Annotated in this window: 23 protein-coding genes and 19 tRNA genes; 2 read left to right on the forward strand and 40 right to left on the reverse strand. The window is 37.5% G+C overall.

Features of this window, described 5'->3' with window-relative positions; all coding sequences use genetic code 11:
- The first annotated feature begins 91 nt into the window (after window positions 1–91).
- A complete protein-coding gene (locus tag HNP38_RS15805; protein WP_184191288.1) occupies window positions 92–538 on the forward strand; it encodes a VOC family protein in 447 nt (148 codons plus the stop codon).
- 160 nt (window positions 539–698) lie between these two features.
- Here HNP38_RS15805 and HNP38_RS15810 read toward each other — a convergent pair whose 3' ends face one another.
- The 28 genes from HNP38_RS15810 to HNP38_RS15945 all read right to left on the reverse strand — a co-directional run bounded on the left by HNP38_RS15810 (window position 699) and on the right by HNP38_RS15945 (window position 12,593).
- A complete protein-coding gene (locus HNP38_RS15810) occupies window positions 699–1,799 on the reverse strand; it encodes a slipin family protein (RefSeq protein WP_228461081.1) in 1,101 nt (366 codons plus the stop codon).
- Window positions 1,800–2,277: 478 nt separating this feature from the next.
- A tRNA-OTHER gene (locus HNP38_RS15815) sits at window positions 2,278–2,337 on the reverse strand.
- 171 nt (window positions 2,338–2,508) lie between these two features.
- On the reverse strand, window positions 2,509–2,865 hold the full coding sequence (locus HNP38_RS15820; RefSeq protein WP_228461082.1) for a hypothetical protein: 357 nt from the start codon (window positions 2,863–2,865) through the stop codon (window positions 2,509–2,511).
- 226 nt (window positions 2,866–3,091) lie between these two features.
- Window positions 3,092–3,640 (reverse strand): 3'-5' exonuclease, encoded by a 549-nt coding sequence (locus HNP38_RS15825; RefSeq protein ID WP_184191292.1) that lies wholly within the window; start codon window positions 3,638–3,640, stop codon window positions 3,092–3,094.
- Window positions 3,641–3,746: 106 nt separating this feature from the next.
- Window positions 3,747–4,298: a 3'-5' exonuclease gene (locus HNP38_RS15830; RefSeq protein ID WP_184191294.1), complete on the reverse strand. Its 552-nt coding sequence runs from the start codon at window positions 4,296–4,298 to the stop codon at window positions 3,747–3,749.
- Window positions 4,299–4,720: 422 nt separating this feature from the next.
- Entirely contained in the window at window positions 4,721–5,284 is a 564-nt protein-coding gene (locus HNP38_RS15835) for a metallophosphoesterase family protein (RefSeq protein ID WP_184191296.1), read from the reverse strand.
- A 462-nt stretch (window positions 5,285–5,746) separates the two neighbouring features.
- Complete coding sequence (locus HNP38_RS15840) at window positions 5,747–6,760, reverse strand: RNA ligase, Rnl2 family (RefSeq protein WP_184191298.1); 1,014 nt, start codon at window positions 6,758–6,760, stop codon at window positions 5,747–5,749.
- A 4-nt stretch (window positions 6,761–6,764) separates the two neighbouring features.
- Window positions 6,765–7,331, reverse strand: a complete 567-nt coding sequence (locus HNP38_RS15845) for a DinB family protein (protein ID WP_184191300.1) — start codon at window positions 7,329–7,331, stop codon at window positions 6,765–6,767.
- The gene (locus tag HNP38_RS15850; RefSeq protein ID WP_184191302.1) at window positions 7,315–7,701 is read right to left on the reverse strand and encodes a cyclic-phosphate processing receiver domain-containing protein; all 387 of its coding nucleotides are present in this window, start codon (window positions 7,699–7,701) and stop codon (window positions 7,315–7,317) included. Before HNP38_RS15850 ends, HNP38_RS15845 begins: the two co-directional genes overlap by 17 nt.
- Before the next feature lie 11 nt (window positions 7,702–7,712).
- Window positions 7,713–8,489 carry an ATP-grasp domain-containing protein gene (locus HNP38_RS15855; RefSeq protein ID WP_184191304.1) on the reverse strand — a complete coding sequence of 259 codons (777 nt, stop codon included), beginning with the start codon at window positions 8,487–8,489 and terminating at the stop codon, window positions 7,713–7,715.
- 5 nt (window positions 8,490–8,494) lie between these two features.
- Window positions 8,495–8,824, reverse strand: a complete 330-nt coding sequence (locus tag HNP38_RS15860; RefSeq protein ID WP_184191306.1) for a hypothetical protein — start codon at window positions 8,822–8,824, stop codon at window positions 8,495–8,497.
- An 11-nt stretch (window positions 8,825–8,835) separates the two neighbouring features.
- Window positions 8,836–9,660 (reverse strand): RimK family alpha-L-glutamate ligase, encoded by an 825-nt coding sequence (locus HNP38_RS15865; RefSeq protein ID WP_184191308.1) that lies wholly within the window; start codon window positions 9,658–9,660, stop codon window positions 8,836–8,838.
- Window positions 9,661–9,676: 16 nt separating this feature from the next.
- Window positions 9,677–10,162 carry a ribonuclease H-like YkuK family protein gene (locus HNP38_RS15870; protein WP_184191310.1) on the reverse strand — a complete coding sequence of 162 codons (486 nt, stop codon included), beginning with the start codon at window positions 10,160–10,162 and terminating at the stop codon, window positions 9,677–9,679.
- Between the two features lie 27 nt (window positions 10,163–10,189).
- Window positions 10,190–10,480: a hypothetical protein gene (locus HNP38_RS15875; protein ID WP_184191312.1), complete on the reverse strand. Its 291-nt coding sequence runs from the start codon at window positions 10,478–10,480 to the stop codon at window positions 10,190–10,192.
- 93 nt (window positions 10,481–10,573) lie between these two features.
- Window positions 10,574–10,646: transfer RNA gene (locus HNP38_RS15880), tRNA-Phe, on the reverse strand.
- Between the two features lie 6 nt (window positions 10,647–10,652).
- Window positions 10,653–10,725 (reverse strand) — tRNA-Gln (locus tag HNP38_RS15885).
- 68 nt (window positions 10,726–10,793) lie between these two features.
- Window positions 10,794–10,872 (reverse strand) — tRNA-Phe (locus HNP38_RS15890).
- 3 nt (window positions 10,873–10,875) lie between these two features.
- Window positions 10,876–10,951, reverse strand: a tRNA-Arg gene (locus HNP38_RS15895).
- Between the two features lie 113 nt (window positions 10,952–11,064).
- Window positions 11,065–11,138: transfer RNA gene (locus tag HNP38_RS15900), tRNA-Leu, on the reverse strand.
- 388 nt (window positions 11,139–11,526) lie between these two features.
- Window positions 11,527–11,610 (reverse strand) — tRNA-Tyr (locus tag HNP38_RS15905).
- 178 nt (window positions 11,611–11,788) lie between these two features.
- Window positions 11,789–11,870, reverse strand: a tRNA-Cys gene (locus HNP38_RS15910).
- A gap of 109 nt (window positions 11,871–11,979) precedes the next feature.
- A tRNA-Asn gene (locus HNP38_RS15915) sits at window positions 11,980–12,052 on the reverse strand.
- Window positions 12,053–12,057: 5 nt separating this feature from the next.
- Window positions 12,058–12,129 (reverse strand) — tRNA-Glu (locus HNP38_RS15920).
- Between the two features lie 8 nt (window positions 12,130–12,137).
- A tRNA-Pro gene (locus tag HNP38_RS15925) sits at window positions 12,138–12,209 on the reverse strand.
- A 67-nt stretch (window positions 12,210–12,276) separates the two neighbouring features.
- Window positions 12,277–12,348, reverse strand: a tRNA-Asp gene (locus HNP38_RS15930).
- An 8-nt stretch (window positions 12,349–12,356) separates the two neighbouring features.
- Window positions 12,357–12,430: transfer RNA gene (locus HNP38_RS15935), tRNA-Arg, on the reverse strand.
- Between the two features lie 9 nt (window positions 12,431–12,439).
- Window positions 12,440–12,513: transfer RNA gene (locus HNP38_RS15940), tRNA-Lys, on the reverse strand.
- Window positions 12,514–12,519: 6 nt separating this feature from the next.
- A tRNA-His gene (locus tag HNP38_RS15945) sits at window positions 12,520–12,593 on the reverse strand.
- A 798-nt stretch (window positions 12,594–13,391) separates the two neighbouring features.
- On the opposite strand from HNP38_RS15945, the gene deoD reads away from it, so the two are divergent.
- Entirely contained in the window at window positions 13,392–14,102 is a 711-nt protein-coding gene (deoD, locus tag HNP38_RS15950; protein WP_184191314.1) for a purine-nucleoside phosphorylase, read from the forward strand.
- A gap of 91 nt (window positions 14,103–14,193) precedes the next feature.
- Here the strand turns inward: deoD and HNP38_RS15955 are convergent, their stop codons facing one another.
- From HNP38_RS15955 to HNP38_RS16010, 12 genes are all read right to left on the reverse strand, one after another.
- The gene (locus tag HNP38_RS15955) at window positions 14,194–14,979 is read right to left on the reverse strand and encodes a TatD family hydrolase (RefSeq protein ID WP_184191317.1); all 786 of its coding nucleotides are present in this window, start codon (window positions 14,977–14,979) and stop codon (window positions 14,194–14,196) included.
- A 298-nt stretch (window positions 14,980–15,277) separates the two neighbouring features.
- Window positions 15,278–15,592, reverse strand: coding sequence for a hypothetical protein (locus tag HNP38_RS15960; RefSeq protein WP_184191319.1), 315 nt, complete (start codon window positions 15,590–15,592; stop codon window positions 15,278–15,280).
- A 23-nt stretch (window positions 15,593–15,615) separates the two neighbouring features.
- Window positions 15,616–15,685: transfer RNA gene (locus HNP38_RS15965), tRNA-Val, on the reverse strand.
- Window positions 15,686–15,695: 10 nt separating this feature from the next.
- Window positions 15,696–17,597, reverse strand: a complete 1,902-nt coding sequence (locus HNP38_RS15970; RefSeq protein WP_184191321.1) for a hypothetical protein — start codon at window positions 17,595–17,597, stop codon at window positions 15,696–15,698.
- A gap of 4 nt (window positions 17,598–17,601) precedes the next feature.
- Entirely contained in the window at window positions 17,602–18,006 is a 405-nt protein-coding gene (locus tag HNP38_RS15975) for a hypothetical protein (protein WP_184191323.1), read from the reverse strand.
- A 319-nt stretch (window positions 18,007–18,325) separates the two neighbouring features.
- Window positions 18,326–18,398 (reverse strand) — tRNA-Val (locus tag HNP38_RS15980).
- Between the two features lie 44 nt (window positions 18,399–18,442).
- Window positions 18,443–18,514: transfer RNA gene (locus tag HNP38_RS15985), tRNA-Ala, on the reverse strand.
- Window positions 18,515–18,519: 5 nt separating this feature from the next.
- Window positions 18,520–18,593: transfer RNA gene (locus tag HNP38_RS15990), tRNA-OTHER, on the reverse strand.
- Window positions 18,594–18,658: 65 nt separating this feature from the next.
- The gene (locus HNP38_RS15995; protein ID WP_184191325.1) at window positions 18,659–20,023 is read right to left on the reverse strand and encodes an SDR family oxidoreductase; all 1,365 of its coding nucleotides are present in this window, start codon (window positions 20,021–20,023) and stop codon (window positions 18,659–18,661) included.
- Window positions 20,024–20,084: 61 nt separating this feature from the next.
- Window positions 20,085–20,732 carry a hypothetical protein gene (locus HNP38_RS16000; protein ID WP_184191327.1) on the reverse strand — a complete coding sequence of 216 codons (648 nt, stop codon included), beginning with the start codon at window positions 20,730–20,732 and terminating at the stop codon, window positions 20,085–20,087.
- Window positions 20,722–21,447, reverse strand: coding sequence for a DUF434 domain-containing protein (locus HNP38_RS16005; RefSeq protein ID WP_184191329.1), 726 nt, complete (start codon window positions 21,445–21,447; stop codon window positions 20,722–20,724). Before HNP38_RS16005 ends, HNP38_RS16000 begins: the two co-directional genes overlap by 11 nt.
- 183 nt (window positions 21,448–21,630) lie before the next feature.
- Entirely contained in the window at window positions 21,631–21,963 is a 333-nt protein-coding gene (locus tag HNP38_RS16010; RefSeq protein ID WP_184191332.1) for a DUF6150 family protein, read from the reverse strand.
- Window positions 21,964–22,001: the final 38 nt, after the last annotated feature.

A 22,001-nucleotide genomic window follows, 5' to 3' on the forward strand; every position in this document is an offset into this window, starting at 1 on the left:
TAAAAAGTATCTATCATTCATTTTGCATAAAGAAATTGGCCATTATGAATTTCCGGGCATTTGTTTTATAGTTTTACATCAAATTTACTTTATGATCAAAGGATTATATGAAACCCATATACAGGTAAGCAATTTAGAGGCTTCCATCCTCTTTTATACTGAGGTTTTAGGTCTCAAACTTGCTCATCTGGATAAAACCCGCCCTATTGCCTTTCTGTGGATAGGAAAAGAAAAAGAATTTATGCTGGGATTATGGGAGCAAAAAGAAAATTTACAGCCCAGGCATTTTGCTTTTTCATCTACTAAGGAGGATATTCTGAATTATTCCGTTGATTTCCTGAAAAAGAGGGATCTAAAGCCTTATAATTTCCTGAAAGACGGAATTGAAAAACCTATGGTCTTCGCATGGATGCCTGCCCTGGCAATTTATTTTAATGATCCTGATGGCAACCAGCTGGAATTGATTTCTATACTGGAAGGTGAAGGAAAACCTGAGCTGGGTGTAATTTCCTACGAGGAATGGCTAAAAGTAAATTAAGTTTTAAAGCAAAATTTAGAATCGCTTCCCTTATCTGGATTTTTTCAGTTTTCAGCCTTACTTCATCCAATTTTCTGTTAAATCATCACTTCGGGATTCTTTTATAAGCAAAACAGGCCCTGTTTTCACAGGAACCTGTTTCTATGGTTATAGTTATTAGTTATCTGGCAAAGATCTCTTTCAGCTGGGAAACAATATTGCTGTTTCCGGAAACGGTAATATCTCCGATCTTATCGGCAATCTTCTCCATATATTCCATTTCTTTCAGCTTCCACAGTACTTCGTTTTCTTCCATTAGTTTTGCTGTGTTCAGCAGGCTTCTTGTGGAAGCGGTTTCTTCACGCCTCATGATCGTGTTGGCCTGAGCTTTTTTCTCAGCGATCAGAACCTGGTTCATGATCTCTTTCATTTCACCCGTCAGAATCACATCTCTTATTCCCGCATCCATAGCTTTTAAACCGAGGTCTTCGGCTTTGGTTCCCAGGTTTTCAAGGATCTCTTTGCTTACCGTATCTTTTTTCAGCAGCAGTTCATCCAGGGTCAGAGCGCCTACGAATTCTCTTAAAGCAAGCTGCATCAGGATATATAGCTGTTTATCATGCTCTTTATTCTGCATCAGGGCTTTTTCTACATTTTCCACCTGATAACGGACATAGAAATTGATCCTAAGCATTGCTTTATCTTTGGTTAAAAGTTCCTGACCTGCAATTTCCATTTGCTGCATGCGGGTATCCACACATTTCATTTCAACAGAGATCTCGTTGTTCCAGAAATAATAGGTTCCGGCCTCCAAAACTCCGGTCAGCTTCCCGTCGATCAGCAGTAAACCTTTATACTGATTGGGCACTACAAATTTTCTTACGAAATTTTTCAGTTTTATATTTTCAAGGATGGTCTTGGAGATTTTCTCCGTGATCTCCACTTTCGTCAGGTCGGCTTTATGATATTCCCTGTTCAGGATCCCCTTCCAGAAAGCATATTGGCCAACGTTCAGCACTTCTTTAAAGATCCCGTTCTCATAGATCAGGACTATTTCGCCGTCTTTTACATCAACGATTTCCAACATGTTGCCCAGTTCTTCATTTTTCAATAAGAGATTAAGATCTTCTGTAGCCTTGTAAGGATTTTTCATTTCGTGGATCTCCACGGATTTATTTCCTACGATCCAGTGATTGCCCTCTCTCAAAATCTCTGTCAGGTTACGGTTCTTAAAAACCAGACCTACCTGATACGCTTTAATTTGTACATTTTTTAACATCATATTTATTTTAAAGGGTTATTAATTGTAATTAAAAAGGGAAAGCCGTAATCTTTTCTTCCAAAAACAACGGAAGGAAAGCTTTTCAGAAAGCTCTGTTCATTTTGAGAATCAATTTGCTGAATTTATTTTTTTGGATTTCCAGACATGTTGCAGATTTATGATATCTTTTTAGTTCACATTCAACTCTATTCAATGTGACTAAATGAACATTCACTCACTGCTTCAAAGCCCTTCTTTTCAAGCAAATATAACCAACAATTATGAGGCTCTAACTGAATTTTCTTTCTAAAAAAAACTTCTCTTTCAGGCCTTTTCAGAATGTTGTTCAACAACTGAAAAGATCCCGGATTTCCCATGGTGGAACGTTTTTTAAGGAGAACATTCCAAACTCCTGAAAAAAATAGATTTTGAGTCTATTTTAAAAACAACCTACGTCCAAAGTGTAGTGCTCTGACCAACTGAGCTATCTCAAGCGAATTGAGAGTGGGATTCGAACCCACGCTGTCATTCTATTGCTATACCATTTAGCTATATCCCCTGTAGAGATAGAAGGATTCGAACCTTCATACATAGAGTGTGGATTTTATGGTAAATCCTAACCTTCAGGCCAGGCTGAACAGAAAGAAATAATGTTTTTCAACAAAATCTCCTGCAATAGTGTTATACGGAAACACCCAACATGGCCTGCCTGATATTTTTAGAGGTATTTTTACAATACTTCTTTAATTGTTACATGATCAAGACTGAACTCCAGATACCGGGATATCCAGCAGTCTGAAAATTCTGTCGCTACTTCATGACCGTTTTTACAGAGCTTATTCATTCCATCCGATCCCGAACTTCCGCAGCATCCTGAAAATCTTACCAACTCAGAATGATTGATAAGTCTCTCATCTCTCAGGTTGGTTAAGACAACCTTTTTGTTATTATTAATGGAAAAAGCACATTGTCCGTCTTTTAAAATATCACGCTCATCTATCCAGACAATTCTGGTTTCCGGTACAATGCTAAGTACTTCACTCAATTCTGCCGCACACTTTTTACATAGTAACTGTATTTTTTCCATCATTTGTATTTTTCTGATGCAAAGTAAAAACAGTATTACGCAGTCTTTTTGCGCAGTAAAATTATATTGAATATTTTAAAAAAAAATATTTCAATTCATTGATTTACAATAATAAAATGATTTTTATTCGTAATTTACAAGTCGGGATTCCTATAGGATGACAAAACTCTGAGATTACTGAATAAAAAAACTCCCTTAAATAAAGAGAGCAACATACAATTTATGGTCAACTGTTCTGAAGGCACCAGTGTAAGATCTTTGCAATATTCTTCACATCATCCACACCTCTGTGGTGGGTTCCTTCCAAAGGAATCTTCAGCTCTTTAAGAGCCCTGTCCATTCCCACGCTTTTCCGGATAGGATGCAATTCGGCGAACAGTGTTTTTACATTGATATGGTCATCACCTAGCGGATAATCCACTCTGAATTTTTGAGACTGTCTCTGAAGCATGTTCAGGTCATAGTTTCCATAGCTTGCCCAGATAAGATCCTCGGAATGATATTCTTCCCTGAGGATATCAAAGGCATCTTCAAGCAATATTCCTTCATCATCCAGCATTTCCCGGGTAATGGAAGTAAGCTCAGTACAAAAAGGGCTTACTGTCGAATATTGAGGCTTTATCAGAATACCTTCATTTTTGGAGATCCTGCCGGTCTTTGCATCCATGATGCAGATTCCGATCTCAATGATCTCGCTTTCCTGGCCTATCGGCGGCCTGTCTTGCCAACAGGTGGCTTCAAGGTCTATAATTAATATATTTTCTGTTGTTTTCATTGGTTTGAATTTTTAATGTTAATTGGGATGGAAGATAAGAGCAGGAAGATGGAAGTTATTGATGTATACTTTTCACTCTACGCTTCCTGTTTTTAACTTCCTGTTTCTAGCTTAAAATCTTTCTCAAAATTTTAGCGGTGTTGTAAGCATCGTCTGCTCCGCTGTGATGGTTTCCTTCAAAATCCATTTTCAAATGGTCCAATGCCCTTTTCAGTCCCATTTGTTTTGGAAGTCTGAAATATTTTTTGAATTCATACATCACATTCAGATAGTGTCCGGAAAAAGGATTTTCAATGCTCAGCCAATCGCATTGTTCAATGACCTGTTCCCTGTCAAAGTTTCCGAAACCTGCCCATGTAAGCGGCACAGAATGGTATTCATTCCTGATCTTTTCACAGGCTTCTTCAAAGTAGATGCCTTTTTCTTCAATAAGCTTCGGTGTTATCCCGGTGAGTTTTGTGCAAAACCCGTTGATCTCAGATCTTTCGGGAATTATATAGATACTTTGTTTTTTAGAAATAATTTCTGATTTCAGATTTAGTTCGCATATTCCTATTTCTATGATATCTACCTTTTGTCCTATAGGAATCCTGTCGTTTTCCCAGCAGGTGGCTTCAAGGTCGATAATCAGTATTTCGTTCGTTGTTTTTGTTTTCATATTTATTATTTTTCATTCTGCATAGGCTTGTTTAAATTTTTATTTTTACCACAAAAGTTTTTTAAACACTTAAGAAACATTTAAAAGTAAAATCAAGAACACTTAAGTTTTTGGCGAAATACTCATCTTATGTAAACTTTAATTAACCAAAAAGAATTAAACTTAAACACACTTATGTGTTCTAAAGTGTTTAAAAAACTTTTGTTTCTTTTGTGGTTCAGTTTTTCTGATCCGTTCAAACAGTTTTTGCAATTATTTTTTTCATATTCATCCGCATTTTAATAAGGAAGGGGAAAACAGGAGGAGAAATATCCTGAAGAAGAAACTGCTGCTAAAGCTTTGCAAAGGTAAGATGACTGATACGCAATCTTTTTACGCATTAGAAAAAATTTCATAAAAAAACTCCCCTTAAGGGAGCTTTATTAATTTCTGGGGCCAAAAGGAGGTATCCATTTCTTTTTTTTCATCAGTTCTTTGACTTCTTCGTAAGAAACCGGATAAAAGTTATGGCAGTCTACTCCGACATCGATGCTTAGGCTCATTTCATCATCCGGCAGGGTTCCGTGCGAATGCCCGTAGAGTTGCCACACTCCTCGGTGGGAGCCGTTCCAGGTGCGCATTGCATAATGCAGAAGAATGATCTTCTGTCTGCCATTGCTGTTTTCCGGCTCATCTATTCGTAATTCGTGATAATCCCTTATGGATTCAAAGCGTTTGGGATAGGCTAATGCCGCCCCTTCATGATTGCCTTTTATCAGATGGATCTTTCCATTTAACCTATCCAGGACTTCTTTCGTGAAATCCGGTTTGCCTAAACTGATATCACCCAGATGGTAGACGATATCTTCTTTATCTATCTTTTCATTCCATCTCTTGATGAGTTCTTCATTCATGTGTTCCAAAGACTCAAAGGGCCGTTCGGAAAATTTTATAATGTTGGCATGGCCAAAATGATGGTCTGCCGTAAAAAATATATTGGGTTTCATTTTTTAAATATTTAATTTGTTTGATCTTTTGTAACCACAAAAGTCACAAAAGCTTTTTTAACACTTTGGAATACGTAAGTGTGTTTAAGTTTAATTTTTTGGACTGATTAAAGTTCACATAAGATGAATATTTCCACTTAGCCCAATATTTAATTTTCAAAAAACTAATATGTTCTCTTTTTCCAGGACGGGACAAAGTGCTGAAAAAAATCTGTGTTTAAAGTTAAGACCTTATTTAAATTTTATTTCTGCCTTGAATTTTTTAGTGTTATTTTTTACTGTTAAATTAAACATATGGTTTGTCATGCCGGAAACATCTCTACACCGTGTAGATTCCTTCGGAATGACAAACTGAATTCCACTCTAAAAAATAAGAACAGTAAATTTAAACAGAGCCATAGGCTTCTGCAATTTTAGACAGTTATTTAAATATAAAAAGTTTCGGTAAAAAACTTACCGAAACTATACTTTAACGGTCATCAGCTCTTCTTTAACACAGTCAATGACCATAGAATTCAACTTTTTGTTGATCCTTTTGTGTTCTTCTTTTTCTATGGAAGTGAAAGCCCGAGGAAAATCTTTCTCAAAATCTTCCAGAATATCCTGAGCAAAAAGACCGATCACTTTTCCTGTCATTTTGGGCTCAAATTCCCCGATCTTGCTTACCACAGCATTCAACCTGTTGACAGTTATATACTTTTGGATCTCATTCCAGATGTTCTGAGCATTTTCGGAAAAGTGAATTTCCTTGTGAACAGGTTTGTCTTTCTTAACCATTTTAGATTTTTCGGTCCATTTCTCGTTCTTATTTTTAAGAATCACTCTTGAACCGTTTCCAAAATACCTGGTTTTTAAAGTTTTGACAACGGTACCTTCACAGATATTGTCTCCTATTTCAGGCAGGCCCAGCCGGCCCGGAATTTTGGAATCGAAAACATTCGGGAACTTTAAGGCCTCTTCTAAATTCCCCTGGAAAAGGATCTTAGCATAGAAAAATCCTGTTTCCTCAAAAATTTCGTTCACTTTATCCGTATCCAGATAAGTAGTCCCGTTCAGTTTGATATCGAAAGCATAGAATTCATTATGAGGAGCATACTCGATCCCTTTCTGAACTTTTACGGCATCTTTCACCGGTTCCACATCTTTATGCTTATAACCACCCCCGAACAATTCTCCATAGATGACCATGGTTTCCATTTCCGGGAAAATAATTTTCACTTTTTGGAACACTTCCATCACATTTTTTCTGTACCGTTCAAGGATTTGCCAAGCATTAAAGAACTTTTCATCTTCCTGAATGAAGGCGGTCCTCTTCCCGATCCTAATTTCCTTTCCATCGGTAAAGAAAGAGAAATTAGCTCCGTGAACTTTTTCCTGCACAATGAAAATCTCCTTCCCGAAACCCTGCATTATGATCTGATCGATCACCCGGGTCTGGTAAGCATTTTCAATTGAGTTATATGTTTTAAAAATCATTTTTTTAGTCTTTAATAGTTTCTGTTTCATTATTTTTCATCTGCATCAGGTGCCTTCGGGCATGAAGCGAAAGAAAATAAATGTACTCATACACATTGATCTTTCCCAGCCCATTCACAGTCATCATTGTTTTATAGAACAATCCTTCCCCATTTTTCATCCTATCCAGATGGTCCAGGCACTGCTGATACTGCTGAGAGATCAAATCTCTTACTTCAGGTAATTCCATTTCTCCTTTTGGCTCCATATGTTCCGGCCTTATCCATGTAAAGGCTCCATATTCGCCTACTTTTTCAAATTTTTCCTTATCGAAGCTGTAATTTTCTACTTCAGATCTCAGATCAGAGACCTGAAAATTCCGCATGGCTTTTTTGGCTCCTTTATCAATGAGGATCAGCAGGTAAAAATTGGTCAGGTAGATATGTTCCAGGATCTGCTGAATGTTCCAGCCTCCGTTTGAAGGAGAAAAATCCAATATTTCCTGATCTTTATCAAACCAACTGTCAGCCTCATCAAAAGTCAGCTTCAAATGGGTTCTTATATCCTGAATTAGCCTAAATATATCCATCATTATTTTTTTTAAAGTTTTCCAAAAAGGCGAGAATTTTTTCTTTTCCTACAGGATTCATAGAATGGCAATAAAATCCGGGCAATTCCATATTGTTATCCAGGCAGTAGTCTGCGAGCCATCGGGCACAATGGTATCCTGTTTTTTCCTTATATTCAAAAGAATCCGGTTTCAGATAGTGTTCATCAGCCAGGTCATGATCAAAAGAAATGAATTCAGGAAGCCCTTTTTCCATAATTCGGCTGACAAACTGTTCGTAAGTACGTACAATATGCCAGTTATTTCTAAGAAAAATATCTTGTTTTGTATAATGGTATGCTTCTACAGGATATCTGACATCATCTAAAAACAACCATCTTTTTGTCATTTCCATTATTTCTATATTTAATTTGAAAAGTAAATATTCAATGCTCTGATGATACTTTTCACGTTGGTATTGGGATAAAAACCGGAGCTGTTGATGCAATTGATTTCAACAATTTTCCACCCTTCATCCGTTAAACAGATATCCATCACAAAAGCAGTTTCAAGATTGAAAAGATCAATCATTTTTCTGGCAAAGGCTAATCCGTCTTCCGAAACTTTTTCTTCAAAAGGGGCATTATCATTAAATTTATAATAACCTCCATCTATAATTTGTCCGCCTACGATCCAAAGTCTTGCTTCCTTAACCGTATATTTCGCTTCTGAAACCTGAATTAAGGAGTTTCCTGTAATCCGGTTATCGGGATTATTCAATGCCTCAAATACAAAATCTTTCCATTCTGCCTCCACAAAAGCTTTTCCTGTAAATATTTTAGCTTCTTTATATGGTTTTATAAATTTTACTTCATCTTCTTTCCAGGTAAATTCTTCTTTAATCGTATGAACCGAGATCTTATGATTAAGGAGGTTCTCACCATAATATTTGGAATACACCTCATACAGGTGATTACCTCCGTAAAAGGAACCCGGGTACCATTCTGAATTCTGCTTAGCCAGTCTCGCAATGGTGACCGATCCGTAGACAAAAATGTCTTTTCTATCTGTTTCAAAATCTATTTCTTTAGCGTTTGGAGGAATATTGATCACATCATATGCGATATTCAATTCTTCCAGGGCATCAAAAATTTTATAATGATCCGGATCCAGATAAATATTGGCCTGAATTAAAAAATACATGGTTATTAGTTTATGTGTTTCTGTTTTATTCTTAATTCATGCTCTTTATCTCTTCTGTCGATCTCCCCGAAAGGGCTTCCTTTGAAGTAACCGACATTGACGAATCCGTTTTCTTCTTTTACCAGGGAATCCCTTTCTTTAACGGCTCCGGTGTTTTTACTTCCGTAATTTCCTTCGAGCTGTTTCGTGGCAGGATTGAGATCTCCCCAACCCGCACTTTTGCCCGTGTAAAGAGGTTCAACAAAATAGGTGATCCCCGTGACGGAAGATTTTACAATGAATCTTCCGGTTTCATCGGTATTTGTAAGGAATCTTTGTAATACTTCGCGTCTCATAATTCTTATTTTTAAAGGTTTAATATTTTACTTTTCACAGTATTTGAAATCTCTAGTTTTGCCTCTTCAGGAAATCCTGAAAGGCCCGGAATATCATTATATTCTAAAATTACCTTGTCTCCATTTTCTGTTTCCAGAAAATCAAGAGCAACAATGTTTGCTTTAATACTTCCCTGTAAAAATTTCACTTTTTCTACCCAATCTTTTTCAGGCTCAATGATTTGATATTCCTGTGTTAAGGAATTGGCTTTCCAATATTTTCCTCTTCTCTTCATAGCCCATATCTTATCATTTACAGCCAGATAGCGTATATCATATTGATAATTAATAAATTTCTCAATAGTTATATAATCCTGATGGATGATCAGCAAATCTTTAAGTTCTTCCCATTGCTCTTCATTCGAAATGAGGCTTTTACCATAGCCTCCATGATGGTTTCCCACTTTAACCACAAAAGGAAAAGGCATTTCCAGATTTTTCAGTTGAGCTGTGTTGGTTGCCACATTAAAATCGATAATGGGTAATCCTAATTTTTTAAGCATGTTGAGCATAGATAATCTTTCATATCCCATTAATAATGTTGCGGCTGAATTCACACAGGGAACTCCTGAATATTCAATCATTTCCAGAATATTCCTATGTTTTGCTTCAGGGTTTACCGCTCCCAGTCTCCAGAAAATAACATCAGGCTTACATACTCCTTCTGCATCCATAACATAGAGGGAAGAATTCTTCACAATGAATTCCGATGTTTGTAATCTTTTTTGAATTACATCAAATCCGGCAAAATAATTTTTCCAGTATTTTTCTCCGTTAACGATTAAAATTGTTTTCATTTTTTATATTTAAAGATTAAACCATCATATCCGCACAATTGGAACTAGCGAAAGCGTAAGGCTTAGCTTTGAACACATACCCCATTCCCAGAATATAGCCCATTGCATCTTTTAATGCCAGGTTGGATTTAAATTCGGGATCAGTATTGATGTCTGCGTGTACCTCCATTTCCACTCCATAGGCATCCAGAACAGGGCATATAGCATAGGCGATCTCTACGGATCTGTTCACTTCGTTGAGCATTCGTTCCTTGATACTGATGTTCTGGATCAGCCTTTCTTTTCTGATAAAGGTAAACGCTCCTTTTCCTTCACGAATGAACACTACTGCCGTAGCATAATTAATAGCATCCCCATATACATGGGAATCGGATCCCACACATACTTTTAATCGATATCCATTGGCCTGTTCACGGATAATGGCTTCTTCTACCAGCTTTGTGATAGGGTGATGGAATAGTTTTCCATTCATGCTCTGCCAGGTTTCTTGTTGCGTTTCCATTTTTTCAAAATTGGTTTTGTGTAATAACTATTTTTTCATTTTTCGCATAGTCCTTACTTGTTTAACATTTTTTACGGTATCTTTTTCATTACTTTTTCTGATCACATCTGCTATTTCAGTCATATTTTTACCTGTTTTCAATGCTTTTGCAGTGGTGAATCTGTTGGCTTCTATTGTATGAACATTTTTCATATAACGTGCTTCCGTGATCACCGGATCTGAAAATTCCGTTACTCTTGCTCCTGTTTTTACGCAGCTTCTAGCCATAGCTCCCATTGAAACAATAGCCAATGCCGCAAGTTTAAAAGTCTCTCTCATCTGTTATTATTTTTTGGTTAAGCATTATGACTAATAGTTATGAGTTATAAGTTTTTATTACCCATTACTTTTTGCCCATTATTCATTTTTCTGTGGATCAGAACCGAATTGAACGGTTCCCTTTTGCTTTTCAGACAAACGTGCACACCTTGTACACCACTGATCCGGATTGTTGATTCATCAGGAATCGAACCTGAACTCCAAGAGTCAAAGTCTTGTGTGCTGACCAGTTACACTACGAATCAGTATGTGATGAGTTTTGAATGAAGAGTTTTTATTTCCCATTACCTTTTGCTCATTATTCATTTTTCTGTGGATCAGAACCGAATTGAACGGTTCCCTTCTGCTTTTCAGACAAACGTGCACACCTACACCTTGTACACCACTGATCCGGCTGGCTGATTCATCAGGGTTCGAACCTGAACTCCAAGAGTCGTAATCCTGGGTGCTCTCCAATTACACCATGAATCATTTTAAGTTGACAACTTATCAATGATAATTTTGTACCTCCCCCCGGATTCGAACCGGGACTGTACGGAGTTTAAAACCGTTTTCTCTGCCTGTTGGAATAGGAAGGTATTTTGTACAGGAAGAGGGATTTGAACCCCCAATATCTTGAGCCTAAATCAAGCGCGTCTGCCAGTTCCGCCATTCCTGCATAGTATGAGTAATAAGTAATGGGTAATTAGTAATATAAGACTGCTATTTAACGGTTGACCATAATTACTAATTGCTTATTATTTATTACTTATTATTCATCATTAAGGTTGGAGAAGGCCTGTCTTTATATAAACTATGCCTGTTAGTATTTGTAAAGATCTTCTGCGCCTGACAAACCTTTCTCTTTCCTCATTTAAACTATTTTTATAAATGATAACTGATCAATCATGAATGATCCGAACTTATCAATTTCCTTTTATCTTTTATCTTTTATCTTTTATCTTTTATCTTTTATCTTAATTAATAATTATCAGCTGTCAGGAATCGAACCTGAACAACAAGAGTATATTTCCTGCATGCTGCCATTACATTATCAGCTGATGTTGTGGAAGTGGCAGGATTCGAACCTACTCAGCAATGAAGCAACAGATTTACAGTCTGCCCCGGCTCTCCAACTCCGGCGTACTTCCCCTTTTTAATAATTGATGAATGATAGATGATCAATGATACTTCTGATACTTCTGATCTCTATTTTTCATCATTGGAGCAAGAAAAGTTTGTCTTTGTTTTTTTGTGTTTTTACAAGAACTTCTGCGCCCGACAAACTTTTACTTTTTCTCCTGAACTAATCTCATTTTAGTTATATAGAGATGGCTATGGGAGTCAAACCCACTCAGCTTACGCAACGGTTTTGCAGACCGCCCCGACTCTTCCACTTCGGCGAACCATCATTTTGGAGCAAGAAAAAGTTTGTCTGATTTTTGTGTTTGATGTAAAGAGCTTCTGCGCCTGACAAACTTTCACTTTTCTCCTTTGAAATAATTAACATTCAGTTACTGCGATTCCAGAAGGACTCGAACCTCCGACTTTCGGTTTAACAGACCGATGCTCTACCTGCTGAGCTACGAAATCATTTGTACTCCATAAGGGAATCGAACCCTTGTTTTCTGCTCGAAAGGCAGGCGTCCTGTCCGTTAGACGAATGGAGCAAATACTGTCTGGAAAGTAGGATTCGAACCTACGACCTCCCGCGTCCAAGGCGGGTAAACAACCACCGTTATCTTTCCAGTTTTCAGGTTCGGCTTTCCATTCTTTTCCGAGAGACAGTCGGAGCTGAACTTCCAGCGAACCTTTTGCGGCCTATGTGGGAATCGAACCCGCATCACCCGAGAGACAATCGGGGAGGTTAGCCATTCCCCCAATAAGCCCTATACTGTGATCCCGAGAGGGCTTGAACCTCTAACCTTCGGTTTAGAAAACCGATACTCTATCCGGTTGAGTTACGGAACCTTAATTTTGTAACCCCAGAAGGACTCGAACCTTCAACCCCCGGTTTAAAAGACCGGTGCTCTGACCTGTTGAGCTATGAGATTATAACCTGGGGTATCTTCGGGGATCGAACCCTATTCTCCGGTGCCACAAACCGGTGTTTTACCAAATAAACTAAAGAAACCATAAAAAAAGCACCTCTTTCGGGAGGTGCTGTCTATTCTTTTGACGTGTCAGTCTACCAGAGACCTACGTATATAAGCACCTTTTATCCATAAATTCATTATCAAGAAGAACTGCACACCCTTTCGGCTGTCGCTTCTGTAATCCTGAATACTGACTAAATATGTTATGTAATTGTGTCATTTTATTTTTTGTTGTTTTAATGATCCCTGAAAACCTGTTGCTTTCAATTTTCGGTTGCAAAGTAAATATGATTTTTTTTAACCTGCAAATAAATTTTTCAATTAACTATTTGATAATCAATCATTTAAACCAGTTTTTAAGGAAGAGAATTCCCGCCCGCAGATTCCTGCAGGTGCTTTAAATACCTAAATGACTGTCTCTCATCGGGTTATTAATCACTATATTTTATTGTATTAAAGTTTCATTGTTCATTAAAAATTTTTCACTTTTATGGTTATTTTTTTTCATTCTAAATAATTTCTGTCCTAAAAACATAAAAAACGCCCCGGAAACCGAGGCGTTTGTGTAGTATTTTGATAGATTTTTTACAGTTTTATCGTAAATAAATTTCAAAGCAAGCACATTTCGCCTCATTCCATATCATCCAGTCATACCCGAATAACCCCTTTATTGAAGGGCGTTCGCATAGACTTACATTGATATGTGCTCTTTGTTGTTTCATAGTTTTTCCGGCACAAAGATAAATAAATTCTTTATTTGTTTCCTACTGATGATGATACCGTAGCTGTATTATTACCCTAAAAGTTGATATATTTGCTGTGTTCAAAAAAATATTATGAGTATTCACATTAGCGCAAAAAAAGGAGAAATTGCTAAGGTTGTATTGCAGCCGGGAGATCCGCTTCGTGCACAATATATAGCCGAAAACTTTTTACAGGATGCAAAACTGGTCAGTAAAACAAGAGGTATTTTTTATTATACCGGGCTTTATAAAGGTAAAACGATCTCTGTAGGAGCCAGTGGAATGGGTTTTCCGAGCATAGGGATCTATTCTTATGAGTTATTTACGGAGTATGATGTGGAAACGATCATCCGGATCGGGACTTGCGGTGCTTATACGACGGACCTGAAGGTTTTTGACCTCCTGAATGTTGAAAATGCTGCCAGTGAAAGTACCTATGCAAAGTATGCCTGGGGAATTGAAGATGATATCATTGCTCCTCAGGGGAATGTCTTCAATCTCATCAATGAAACGGCTGAAGAGTTATCTCTAAAAGCTAAAGCCACTAATATTCACAGCAGTGATATTTTCTACAGAAAAGATCCTGATATTCCGGCCATTGCCACAAAATATAATTGTATGGCCGTAGAAATGGAAGCTTTCGGGTTGTTTGCCAATGCTAAACATTTAGGGAAAAATGCTGCTACAATTCTTACGGTTTCAGATATTATCCCTACTCATGAAAATATTTCAGCCGATCAAAGGGAAAAAGCATTGAAACCGATGATTGAGCTGGCACTGGAATCTGCGTGGAAACTGGTTTAATATACAGCTGAAAAGTAAAAAGGCTGAAAGGCCAAAGAGCCATTTTATAATTTATCAAAAAAGAGCTTTACTATGATCAGTAGAGCTCTTTTTATAGTCTGAAGAAGTTTCTGGTGGTTTCTGTAGTTTCGTCTGCCACTTCGGAAATGCTTATTTTCTTGATCCGGGCTATAGTTTGGGCAACATAAGGTAAAAATGACGGCTCGTTGCGCCTGTTTTGTTGCCTCGGCATATTTTTCGGTAACATAAAGGGAGCATCTGTTTCGATCATCATCCGGTCAAGCGGAGTGTATTGTATGACCTCTTCCAGATGCTTAAATCTTTTCTCATCACTGATTGAACCGGTAAACCCCAAATAAAATCCTTGATCAAGATAAATTTTTGCTTCTTCCAAAGTTCCGGTAAAGCAGTGAACTACTGCTTCGGGAAGTTGGGCAAGATATTCGTCTGTAATCTCATTGAAACGCTTAAAAGCTGCTCTTTCATGAAGGAAAAGCGGTTTATTGACTTCTATTGCCAGTTGCAGTTGTGCATGGTAACACTTTTCCTGAGCCGGCCGTGGGGAGAAATCACGGTCAAAATCCAGGCCACATTCTCCTACGGAAACTACATGGCTAAGTTTCAACAGTTTTCTAAGTTCATTGATACTCTGATCATTATACGATTTCGCATCATGGGGATGAATTCCTGCAGTTGAAAGTAAAATTTCAGGGTAATCTTCCGCAATTTCGGAGGATTCTTTGCTCCCGCGTACACTGGTTCCTGTGAGGATCATATGCTCTACTCCGTGATCCAGAGCGCGGTTAATAATTTCGTCGTGTTCATTAATGAACTGTTTATTGGTCAGATTAATGCCAATATCTATGTATGTATTCATTTGTTTTTATTATTGAGTTTGATTGAGTTTGATTGAATTTCTATTCTTAACCACAAAAGATTTTGAACACTTTAGCTATTTAAGAGCATGTTTGAATTTATTATTCTTATTTTTTGCAGTGGAATCCAGCATGTCATTCCAAAGGAATCTAAACTGTGTAGAGATGCTTACAGCATGACAAACTGCATGTTTATTTTAAATAGTAAAAAATAAAGGTATAACAAACAAGTTATAAGTTAAATAACTTAAGTGTCAAAAAGGCTTTTGTGTCTTTTGTGGTTTGCTTGTTTTGATGAAATCAAACAGGCTTATTCTTTATTCTGAAATATCTTATGACATTATGTATACTGACTGATTTTTTCAGAGAATCTTCCGATGGGAATTTCCTCTTCCAGGTGATTTCACTTTCTCTTACTTTTCTGGTGATTCTTACCAGTAAGGTTTTACGTTTTTTCTTTCTCGATTTTCGGAACTTAATGATTTCATTAAGCTGGTCTTCAATCTCTGATCTTTCTGTTCTCCTGTATTTTTTATTGCCGTATTTTTTCAGATAAGGAGGGATCTTTCCCCTTTCATAGCATCTGAAAGTACCCTTATTATATGTGTTTTTCATATTCGCAAATTTTATCAAAAAATGGAAACAAGCAGGGCCCGAACCTGCAACTTCTCGTTGGGGGAGAGATTTTTCCGATTAAACTATTGTTTCCGTTTTTATTTTATGTTTCCACTTCTAAAAGGCTGAAATATTCTTTGGCGGTAAGCGGCCTTGTAAATCCTTTGGGCGTTACTTCCCTTATCAGTTCACAAAAAAGCAGGTCTCCCTGTCTTTTCAGGCATCTGATATAAGGGATCATATTTTCATGCACCCTGAACGTAGAGGCAATAGCAGTAAGCGCATTATCTTTATACTGCTCTTCTATCCAGAGCCAGTGTTCTTTTCCGGTAGAAGGGCACCAGCATTTTACTGCATAAGAAAAACCGTTTCGCGAATTCCAGCTCCCGATTCCCAGTTTTTGATTTTCTATTTCATAGACTTCATAGATGTTGGTTTTTTTTATGGATTCCCTATTACCGTTGATATCATATTCAACATGATCGACATCGATGCTATGGGCATTTATTTTCCGGGCATCCAACTCTTTCATCAGGGTTCCCACTCCGATATAGTTGAAGCAGAATAATCTGAAGTTTCTGTTATCAGACGTGAAAAATTCCTGAAAAGACAGGGCCTCCGTTTTATCCCATAAAACTCTGATCTTTTCAATGATCTTATGGAATTCCTGATGATCTTCTGTAGTCCATTCCCGCTTTAATTCTCTTGTCTCAAAGTTCTGAAAACTGCTGTGTCTCAACTTTAAAATCCTTACCAGTTCTTTCAGAGGATATTTATTCCCCTTTAATCCTGTTTCAAAGCCAAAGCGCGAGATTAAAAACGAGGTTTTGGATATATAGAGCTGATCTGTGATCCTGAAATATATATTTTTTGCAAGCGTTTCATAGTGCTCTTCTTTTTTATACAAATAATGGTTTACAGATTCCAACGCAGGAGAGTAAAAGACATTATTTTTGATCTCCAGGATATTGATGTGCCTGAGAGAATTGGATTTAAAATATTTGGAGATAGTGCAGGAACCATTGATCTTCTGCAAAAAATTCATCTCAAAATTCTCATTGGACAGCAATTCTCCTACTTCTTCCAGGAAGGGAGCTTCTACATCATTTTTATGAAATATGCCGTTCACTTTTTTCAGCTTGGGAAAATAGTATTTTTTGGAGGAATAACTACGTTTTGTGAGACCGCCACGTATTTCAACGAGTTCAGGAAAGGATGCGGATGAATAGGAGTTGAGCCTGATGGTGCCTGATCTTTCCAATACCGGAAAGTCCGTCTCACTTTTTTCCATGCTGATGCTTCCCTTTACGAATGTTAAGCTATCAAATACCGAAGTGGTATTTTTCAGTTCTACATTTCCTATAATCTGCTCCAAAGAAGGGTAATTAAGCTTACATTTTTCTTTTGATTTTTCCCTTGGATCGCCATAGAGGTTTCCATGTAACGAAACAAGGTTTGGAAAGTCTGCTTTCTGGGATTTCACCGTAATATTTCCTGAGATATGGGTATGGGGAAAAATAAGATTATCCCCAAAAATATCTACATCGAATATTCCATCTGCGGGAAGCCTATCTACTTCGTACTGACGATTCACCGCAACAGGCTTCCTGTTTTTACGGAGAAGATGGCCTCTTGTGGTAAGCTTTGCTTTTTTGGACTGTATACTTCCTCCTATTTTCTCTAAATTTTTGAAATTCAGATCGACAATGCATTTCAGGTTTCCTTTGATCTCTTTAAGCTTATCGATATTAACTTCATTATGGATAATACAATTACCCTGTACTTTTTCCAGTTTTTCCAGTGAACAGAAAGGAGCATCCACAGAAAGATTACCTGCTATTGATACCAGATTGGGAAAAGTACAGCTTTCTCCTCTTAAATAAATGCTTCCTTTGATCTCACTCTGCTCAAATACTTTATTTTTTGCATAAATTTCTATACATATGTTTTCGGCATCTGCAAAGTTTTGGAGATCTTCCGGAGCATATACTTTATATCTCTTCATATCATTAATCGTATGCATTTTCCAAAAGCTGTGTTAAAGGGTTATATTCCTGCTGTATATACTTCACGAAATATTCGCTTTCTATACGCAACGTTTTATGTTCATTATGAAAAATAAAAGCATCACCGGTAATTTTGAAGGTTTCCGTCATGTCATCTTTGTCAATGATTTTATAGTGCGAAACTTTCATATTATGCTGATTACTGGTTTTTTCAAGGCAATATTCTTTGTAGTTTTCTACTAAAGCAAAAAGGTTTTCTATTTTTTCTTTGGGAGCCTGTTCTGGTTTTGGACCCACATCAAAATACAACTTTTCCGTCCTTACTTTTGTTTTTTCCGGCAAGGTTGTTTTTTTGTCCGTAAAATGGTCTCTTTCGCTCCGGAAAAAGTTAAAAAGTTTCTTTAGCATATCTGTATTTTTTTATATAACACCTGTTTGAACTCATCAAAAAAGCAAACCACAAAAGACAAAAAAGCCTTTTTGACACTTAAGCTAATTCTAAGACACCTGAGAAAAGCATTTAAGTACACATTAGTTCTTGAAAATCTTTAATTTTCTTCTTATGTGGACTTCTAATTTATTTTTTCACATTTAAAAACTTTTGTGTCTTTGTGGTGAAAAATAAAAGCTTAGACAAATTCATAAAACAGGAGTACCAACAGGATTCGAACCTGTATAACGGGTTTTCGGTGTATTTTTCCAATTAAATCATGGTACTCCAGATTTGTGAACACAGCAGGATTCGAACCTGCAACTTCACCTTGTAAGTGTGATATTTTCCCAAATTAAATTATGTGTTCAAACAGGCAAATTTAATAGTTTCTTAAATTAAACCCGTTTTTTGTAAAGCGTACAGGAATCGAACCTGCAACCTCCTGCGTGCAATGCAGGTGCTCTTCCTTTGAGCTAACGCTTTCTTTGGAAGACAAGCAGGACTTGAACCTGCAACTCATTCTGGCAGGAAGGTGTTTTTCCATTTTTAATACTATTGTCTCCATTTTCCTGATGAGCCGTCAATTCTGCTTTGGCAGGTCAGTTCCTATTAATTGAGCCAACGTTTTTACCAGGTATGTATTTTATAATTCTTCAATAATACTCCGCTGTAATAATTTCCTTTGATGCCTTCAATCACAGGATGCAGAATTCTGGCTGCTCCATCCACGGAATCCAGTGGCGGGATATATCCCTGCTCAAATTGTTTCTTTCTCAGGCTTTCTTTTGCTCCCGTTGAGATCCATCCGACATCTACAGCACTCATGTAGATCTGCTCTTTTTCGAATTCTCTGGCAGAAGTAAGCGTCATCATATTCAGTGCGGCCTTCGTCATATTCGTGTGAGGATGGAACATCGTTTTATTTTCATAACTGAAAATTCCTTCGGAAGAAGTGACATTGATGACAAACTTCTCTTTAAACACTGAATTCTTCATTAGAGGTTTCAGTTCTTTGATCAGAAAGTAGGGTGCCAGCTGATTGATCAGATTAACCTCCACTAATTCATACATTGAGATTTCTTCCAGCGTGGAATTCCAGCTCGTCTTATCTCTGTGGTCCACAGGCTGCCCGAAACGGGTAAGGGAAACCGGCGTTTGTTCATTTTGAGCATATTCCAGGTTCCTGATCTCACCGGAAATTTCTGTCCGGTTTGGAATTAAATTCTGTACATTTTTAAATTCCACCAGCTTTTCTTTTTCCCGTTTTATGATCGGAAGGTAATATTCATCAGGGTATTTGATAGTCTGTGCTGCATTATTGATCAGAATATTAAGGGTATCAAAATTAGCTTTATAAAAATCTGTAAATTCCTGAATGGCTTTTAAGTTCCTTAAATCCAAGCCATAGATCCAAAGTTGGTTTTTCCATTCTTCATAATCCTGTTCCTGCTGTAGCAGTTCTAAAGCCAATGCCGGAAAGCGTGTTGTAAGCACCAGATTGGCTCCGTTCCTCAATATTTTCAAAGCGGTGGCAAATCCTACTTTCACCCTTCCTCCTGTCAGGATCACATTCCGCCCTTTCAGGTCTGCCGATTCAAAACGTTTTTCGTAGTTTTCTTCGGCACATTTCGGGCATAGCCTTGTATAGAAGGAATGGGCATACTGATAGCTTCGGTTGCAGCAATAACAGTTTTTGGGGATCTGAAGTTTTGTCAGTTTTGTGTTGCCTTTTTCCTCGTCATAAAAAGCAGAAACACCCGCCAAAGCTTTCCGCATCAACACAGATCCCGAATTGACATCCAGGTCATGGGCTTTCATCAGCAGGTAATTTTCCTGGCGACCCTGCTTTTTAGCATTCTTATGGATCTTTGTAATCAATCCTGAAAAGGTTTTATTATCGGGATTCAGAAAGGGTTCATCTTTCAAGGCATGAAGTACCTTGAGACATGCTTCCCATTCATTTTTCGTAAATTTATGATCAGAAAAATCCATTGTTCCGGTTTATAAGTACAAAGCTATTGAAGTAATACGCAATCTTTTTACGCAGTAAAAATTATTCATTAATAAAAGTTTCCAGAAAACCAATCAGCTGAGTTCCACCGTGGCTCCAGCGAATCCCATGCCCTTCTTTTTCCCTGATCTCAAAGACAAGCTCATGCTTATAATGAAAGAAAACGTTCCACCATGTTTTATGATCTATGATATGATGTATCCTCTCCATTACTTTTTCCTGCTTCTCCTTATTATTTCCTTTTACTTCGCCCCAGAACGGGTCTTCCATTCTTCCGACGTGCTTTTCCCATGCTCTTTGGGCAATAGTAATTTCATGGTTAAATAATTTCTGGCAGCTTTCGATCAAAGTATTTTTAAGGGGCGGAATTGCATTTTCATCACGGATGCTTGCTGATGTAAGCCTTTGCCCCAAGATATTCAGCCAATGCTCAAAGGGTATTTTTTCAAGTTTCTCAGCTTTTACCTGATCCGGGATCTGACTTTCCAGAATGCTGATGAAGATATTAAAACTCTCGTTCCTGTTTATCTTTATTTCTTCATTAAAATAAGGCATATCCCAATCTAAAACACCTTCTTTAAACCTTTGAATGTTATTCTCAATACTTTGCAGATGTTCTTCTGCCAGAACAGCATGATATTTTTCTTTCCAGAAAGCTGAAAACAGGGGAATATATTTTTCAGGAGTCATGGCAAGACATTTTTATGAGATTTACGGAAAGGTTTTCTTCCCCGATCAAATAGTTAATGAGGTTGAACCAGTATTTGCAGTTATCCAGTATCCATGCATCGGAAGAAACCAGTATTTCAGCATTTTCTGCAAGAATTTTGTCCGGATTATATTGCAGGTCTACTTCCCAGTCAAGATGATTTTCCTGAGAAAATTCCAGAATAATCTGTTTTATTCTTCCGCTGTTGGATACAGGCCGGTCAAAGATCCAGATCAGTTTTTTCAATTGGGCCTTCCGGAAAAATGAAGCCACCAGCTCTACAGACCTCAGCGTCTGATTAACTCTTTTATAGGTTCCGTGAACACCGGAAAGATCGCGGTAACAGCCATCCAGCCCTTCAAAAATATAGGCTCCGGAAAGGAGGCTTTCCAGCAGGATCAGGACATTAAAGCCATCCAGATGAACGGTTTTTTCTTTTAGGTCTGTTATTTTCAGCTGTTTTTCTTCTCTGTTCCGGATCTGGGTTTCGGAAGCGGAAGCGCCACGAAGTGCCTGAATCTGCCTGGTTTTTAATTTATACCGGTTACCTGCGAGTTCGGAAGCTGCTTTTTCAGGATATTCTCTGCTCAGCAGGTAATGCATATCCTCAACAGCCGATCTTAATGCGCTGACCTGCTTTTCTGATCCGAACAAATTGTCATCTCCTGTATTTTTTCCCCGGTTTCTGTTATTCATGCTCAAAAATAGGTTTTTTGGTAAAATGTGTATCTGCTCATTTTAGTAAGTGTTTTGAGCCTGATGAGAAAAACGCAAAGATCTTTTTATCCATCCATATTTTAAGAGTCAAAGATCCTGATCAATTTTCAATTGATCTGATTAAATGTGATGCATCACTACACAGCCTGATCATTTAAGTTTTCAATAAAACAAATGCTGCTTGCTTTTGTTCCGCCATCCTGCCTGGCTTTCATATTTCACAAAGAATATTTTGACATCTGCCTGGCTCTCATAGTTTACAAAATGTATTTTAAATTTTGCCTGGCTGGCATACTGCGTAAAAAACCATTTTCCGCTGTTTCCGTCTGCCTGGCTTTCGTAATCTACTTTATAAACGTTTAAATCTGCCTGGCTTTCATACTGTACCACAAATACATTTATTTCTGCCTGGCTTTCATAATCGGTTGAAAAGATGGTCTGAGCCTGCAGTTTTATTCCCAAGATCAGCATGATCAGTATAAAGATGTATTTCATTGTGCTTTCTTTTAAATTTTTCAGGATAAAAGTTACGA

It is taken from the genome of Chryseobacterium defluvii (assembly GCF_014204415.1).
Classification (GTDB): Bacteria; Bacteroidota; Bacteroidia; order Flavobacteriales; family Weeksellaceae; genus Chryseobacterium; species Chryseobacterium defluvii_A.

What these genes read in the sequence shown, in the direction of transcription:
- HNP38_RS15975 (WP_184191323.1), bottom strand. Translation starts at nt 18,006, where the DNA reads ATGCTAAAGAAACTTTTTAACTTTTTCCGGAGCGAAAGAGACCATTTT.
- HNP38_RS15830 (WP_184191294.1), bottom strand. Translation starts at nt 4,298, where the DNA reads ATGAAAACAAAAACAACGAACGAAATACTGATTATCGACCTTGAAGCC.
- HNP38_RS15835 (WP_184191296.1), bottom strand. Translation starts at nt 5,284, where the DNA reads ATGAAACCCAATATATTTTTTACGGCAGACCATCATTTTGGCCATGCC.
- HNP38_RS15860 (WP_184191306.1), bottom strand. Translation starts at nt 8,824, where the DNA reads ATGAGACGCGAAGTATTACAAAGATTCCTTACAAATACCGATGAAACC.
- HNP38_RS16005 (WP_184191329.1), bottom strand. Translation starts at nt 21,447, where the DNA reads ATGAATAACAGAAACCGGGGAAAAAATACAGGAGATGACAATTTGTTC.
- HNP38_RS16010 (WP_184191332.1), bottom strand. Translation starts at nt 21,963, where the DNA reads ATGAAATACATCTTTATACTGATCATGCTGATCTTGGGAATAAAACTG.
- HNP38_RS16000 (WP_184191327.1), bottom strand. Translation starts at nt 20,732, where the DNA reads ATGACTCCTGAAAAATATATTCCCCTGTTTTCAGCTTTCTGGAAAGAA.
- HNP38_RS15825 (WP_184191292.1), bottom strand. Translation starts at nt 3,640, where the DNA reads ATGAAAACAACAGAAAATATATTAATTATAGACCTTGAAGCCACCTGT.
- HNP38_RS15995 (WP_184191325.1), bottom strand. Translation starts at nt 20,023, where the DNA reads ATGGATTTTTCTGATCATAAATTTACGAAAAATGAATGGGAAGCATGT.
- HNP38_RS15805 (WP_184191288.1), top strand. Translation starts at nt 92, where the DNA reads ATGATCAAAGGATTATATGAAACCCATATACAGGTAAGCAATTTAGAG.
- deoD (WP_184191314.1), top strand. Translation starts at nt 13,392, where the DNA reads ATGAGTATTCACATTAGCGCAAAAAAAGGAGAAATTGCTAAGGTTGTA.
- HNP38_RS15855 (WP_184191304.1), bottom strand. Translation starts at nt 8,489, where the DNA reads ATGTATTTTTTAATTCAGGCCAATATTTATCTGGATCCGGATCATTAT.
- HNP38_RS15970 (WP_184191321.1), bottom strand. Translation starts at nt 17,597, where the DNA reads ATGAAGAGATATAAAGTATATGCTCCGGAAGATCTCCAAAACTTTGCA.
- HNP38_RS15875 (WP_184191312.1), bottom strand. Translation starts at nt 10,480, where the DNA reads ATGAGAGAGACTTTTAAACTTGCGGCATTGGCTATTGTTTCAATGGGA.
- HNP38_RS15845 (WP_184191300.1), bottom strand. Translation starts at nt 7,331, where the DNA reads ATGATGGATATATTTAGGCTAATTCAGGATATAAGAACCCATTTGAAG.
- HNP38_RS15850 (WP_184191302.1), bottom strand. Translation starts at nt 7,701, where the DNA reads ATGGAAATGACAAAAAGATGGTTGTTTTTAGATGATGTCAGATATCCT.
- HNP38_RS15870 (WP_184191310.1), bottom strand. Translation starts at nt 10,162, where the DNA reads ATGGAAACGCAACAAGAAACCTGGCAGAGCATGAATGGAAAACTATTC.
- HNP38_RS15865 (WP_184191308.1), bottom strand. Translation starts at nt 9,660, where the DNA reads ATGAAAACAATTTTAATCGTTAACGGAGAAAAATACTGGAAAAATTAT.
- HNP38_RS15840 (WP_184191298.1), bottom strand. Translation starts at nt 6,760, where the DNA reads ATGATTTTTAAAACATATAACTCAATTGAAAATGCTTACCAGACCCGG.
- HNP38_RS15810 (WP_228461081.1), bottom strand. Translation starts at nt 1,799, where the DNA reads ATGATGTTAAAAAATGTACAAATTAAAGCGTATCAGGTAGGTCTGGTT.
- HNP38_RS15960 (WP_184191319.1), bottom strand. Translation starts at nt 15,592, where the DNA reads ATGAAAAACACATATAATAAGGGTACTTTCAGATGCTATGAAAGGGGA.
- HNP38_RS15820 (WP_228461082.1), bottom strand. Translation starts at nt 2,865, where the DNA reads ATGGAAAAAATACAGTTACTATGTAAAAAGTGTGCGGCAGAATTGAGT.
- HNP38_RS15955 (WP_184191317.1), bottom strand. Translation starts at nt 14,979, where the DNA reads ATGAATACATACATAGATATTGGCATTAATCTGACCAATAAACAGTTC.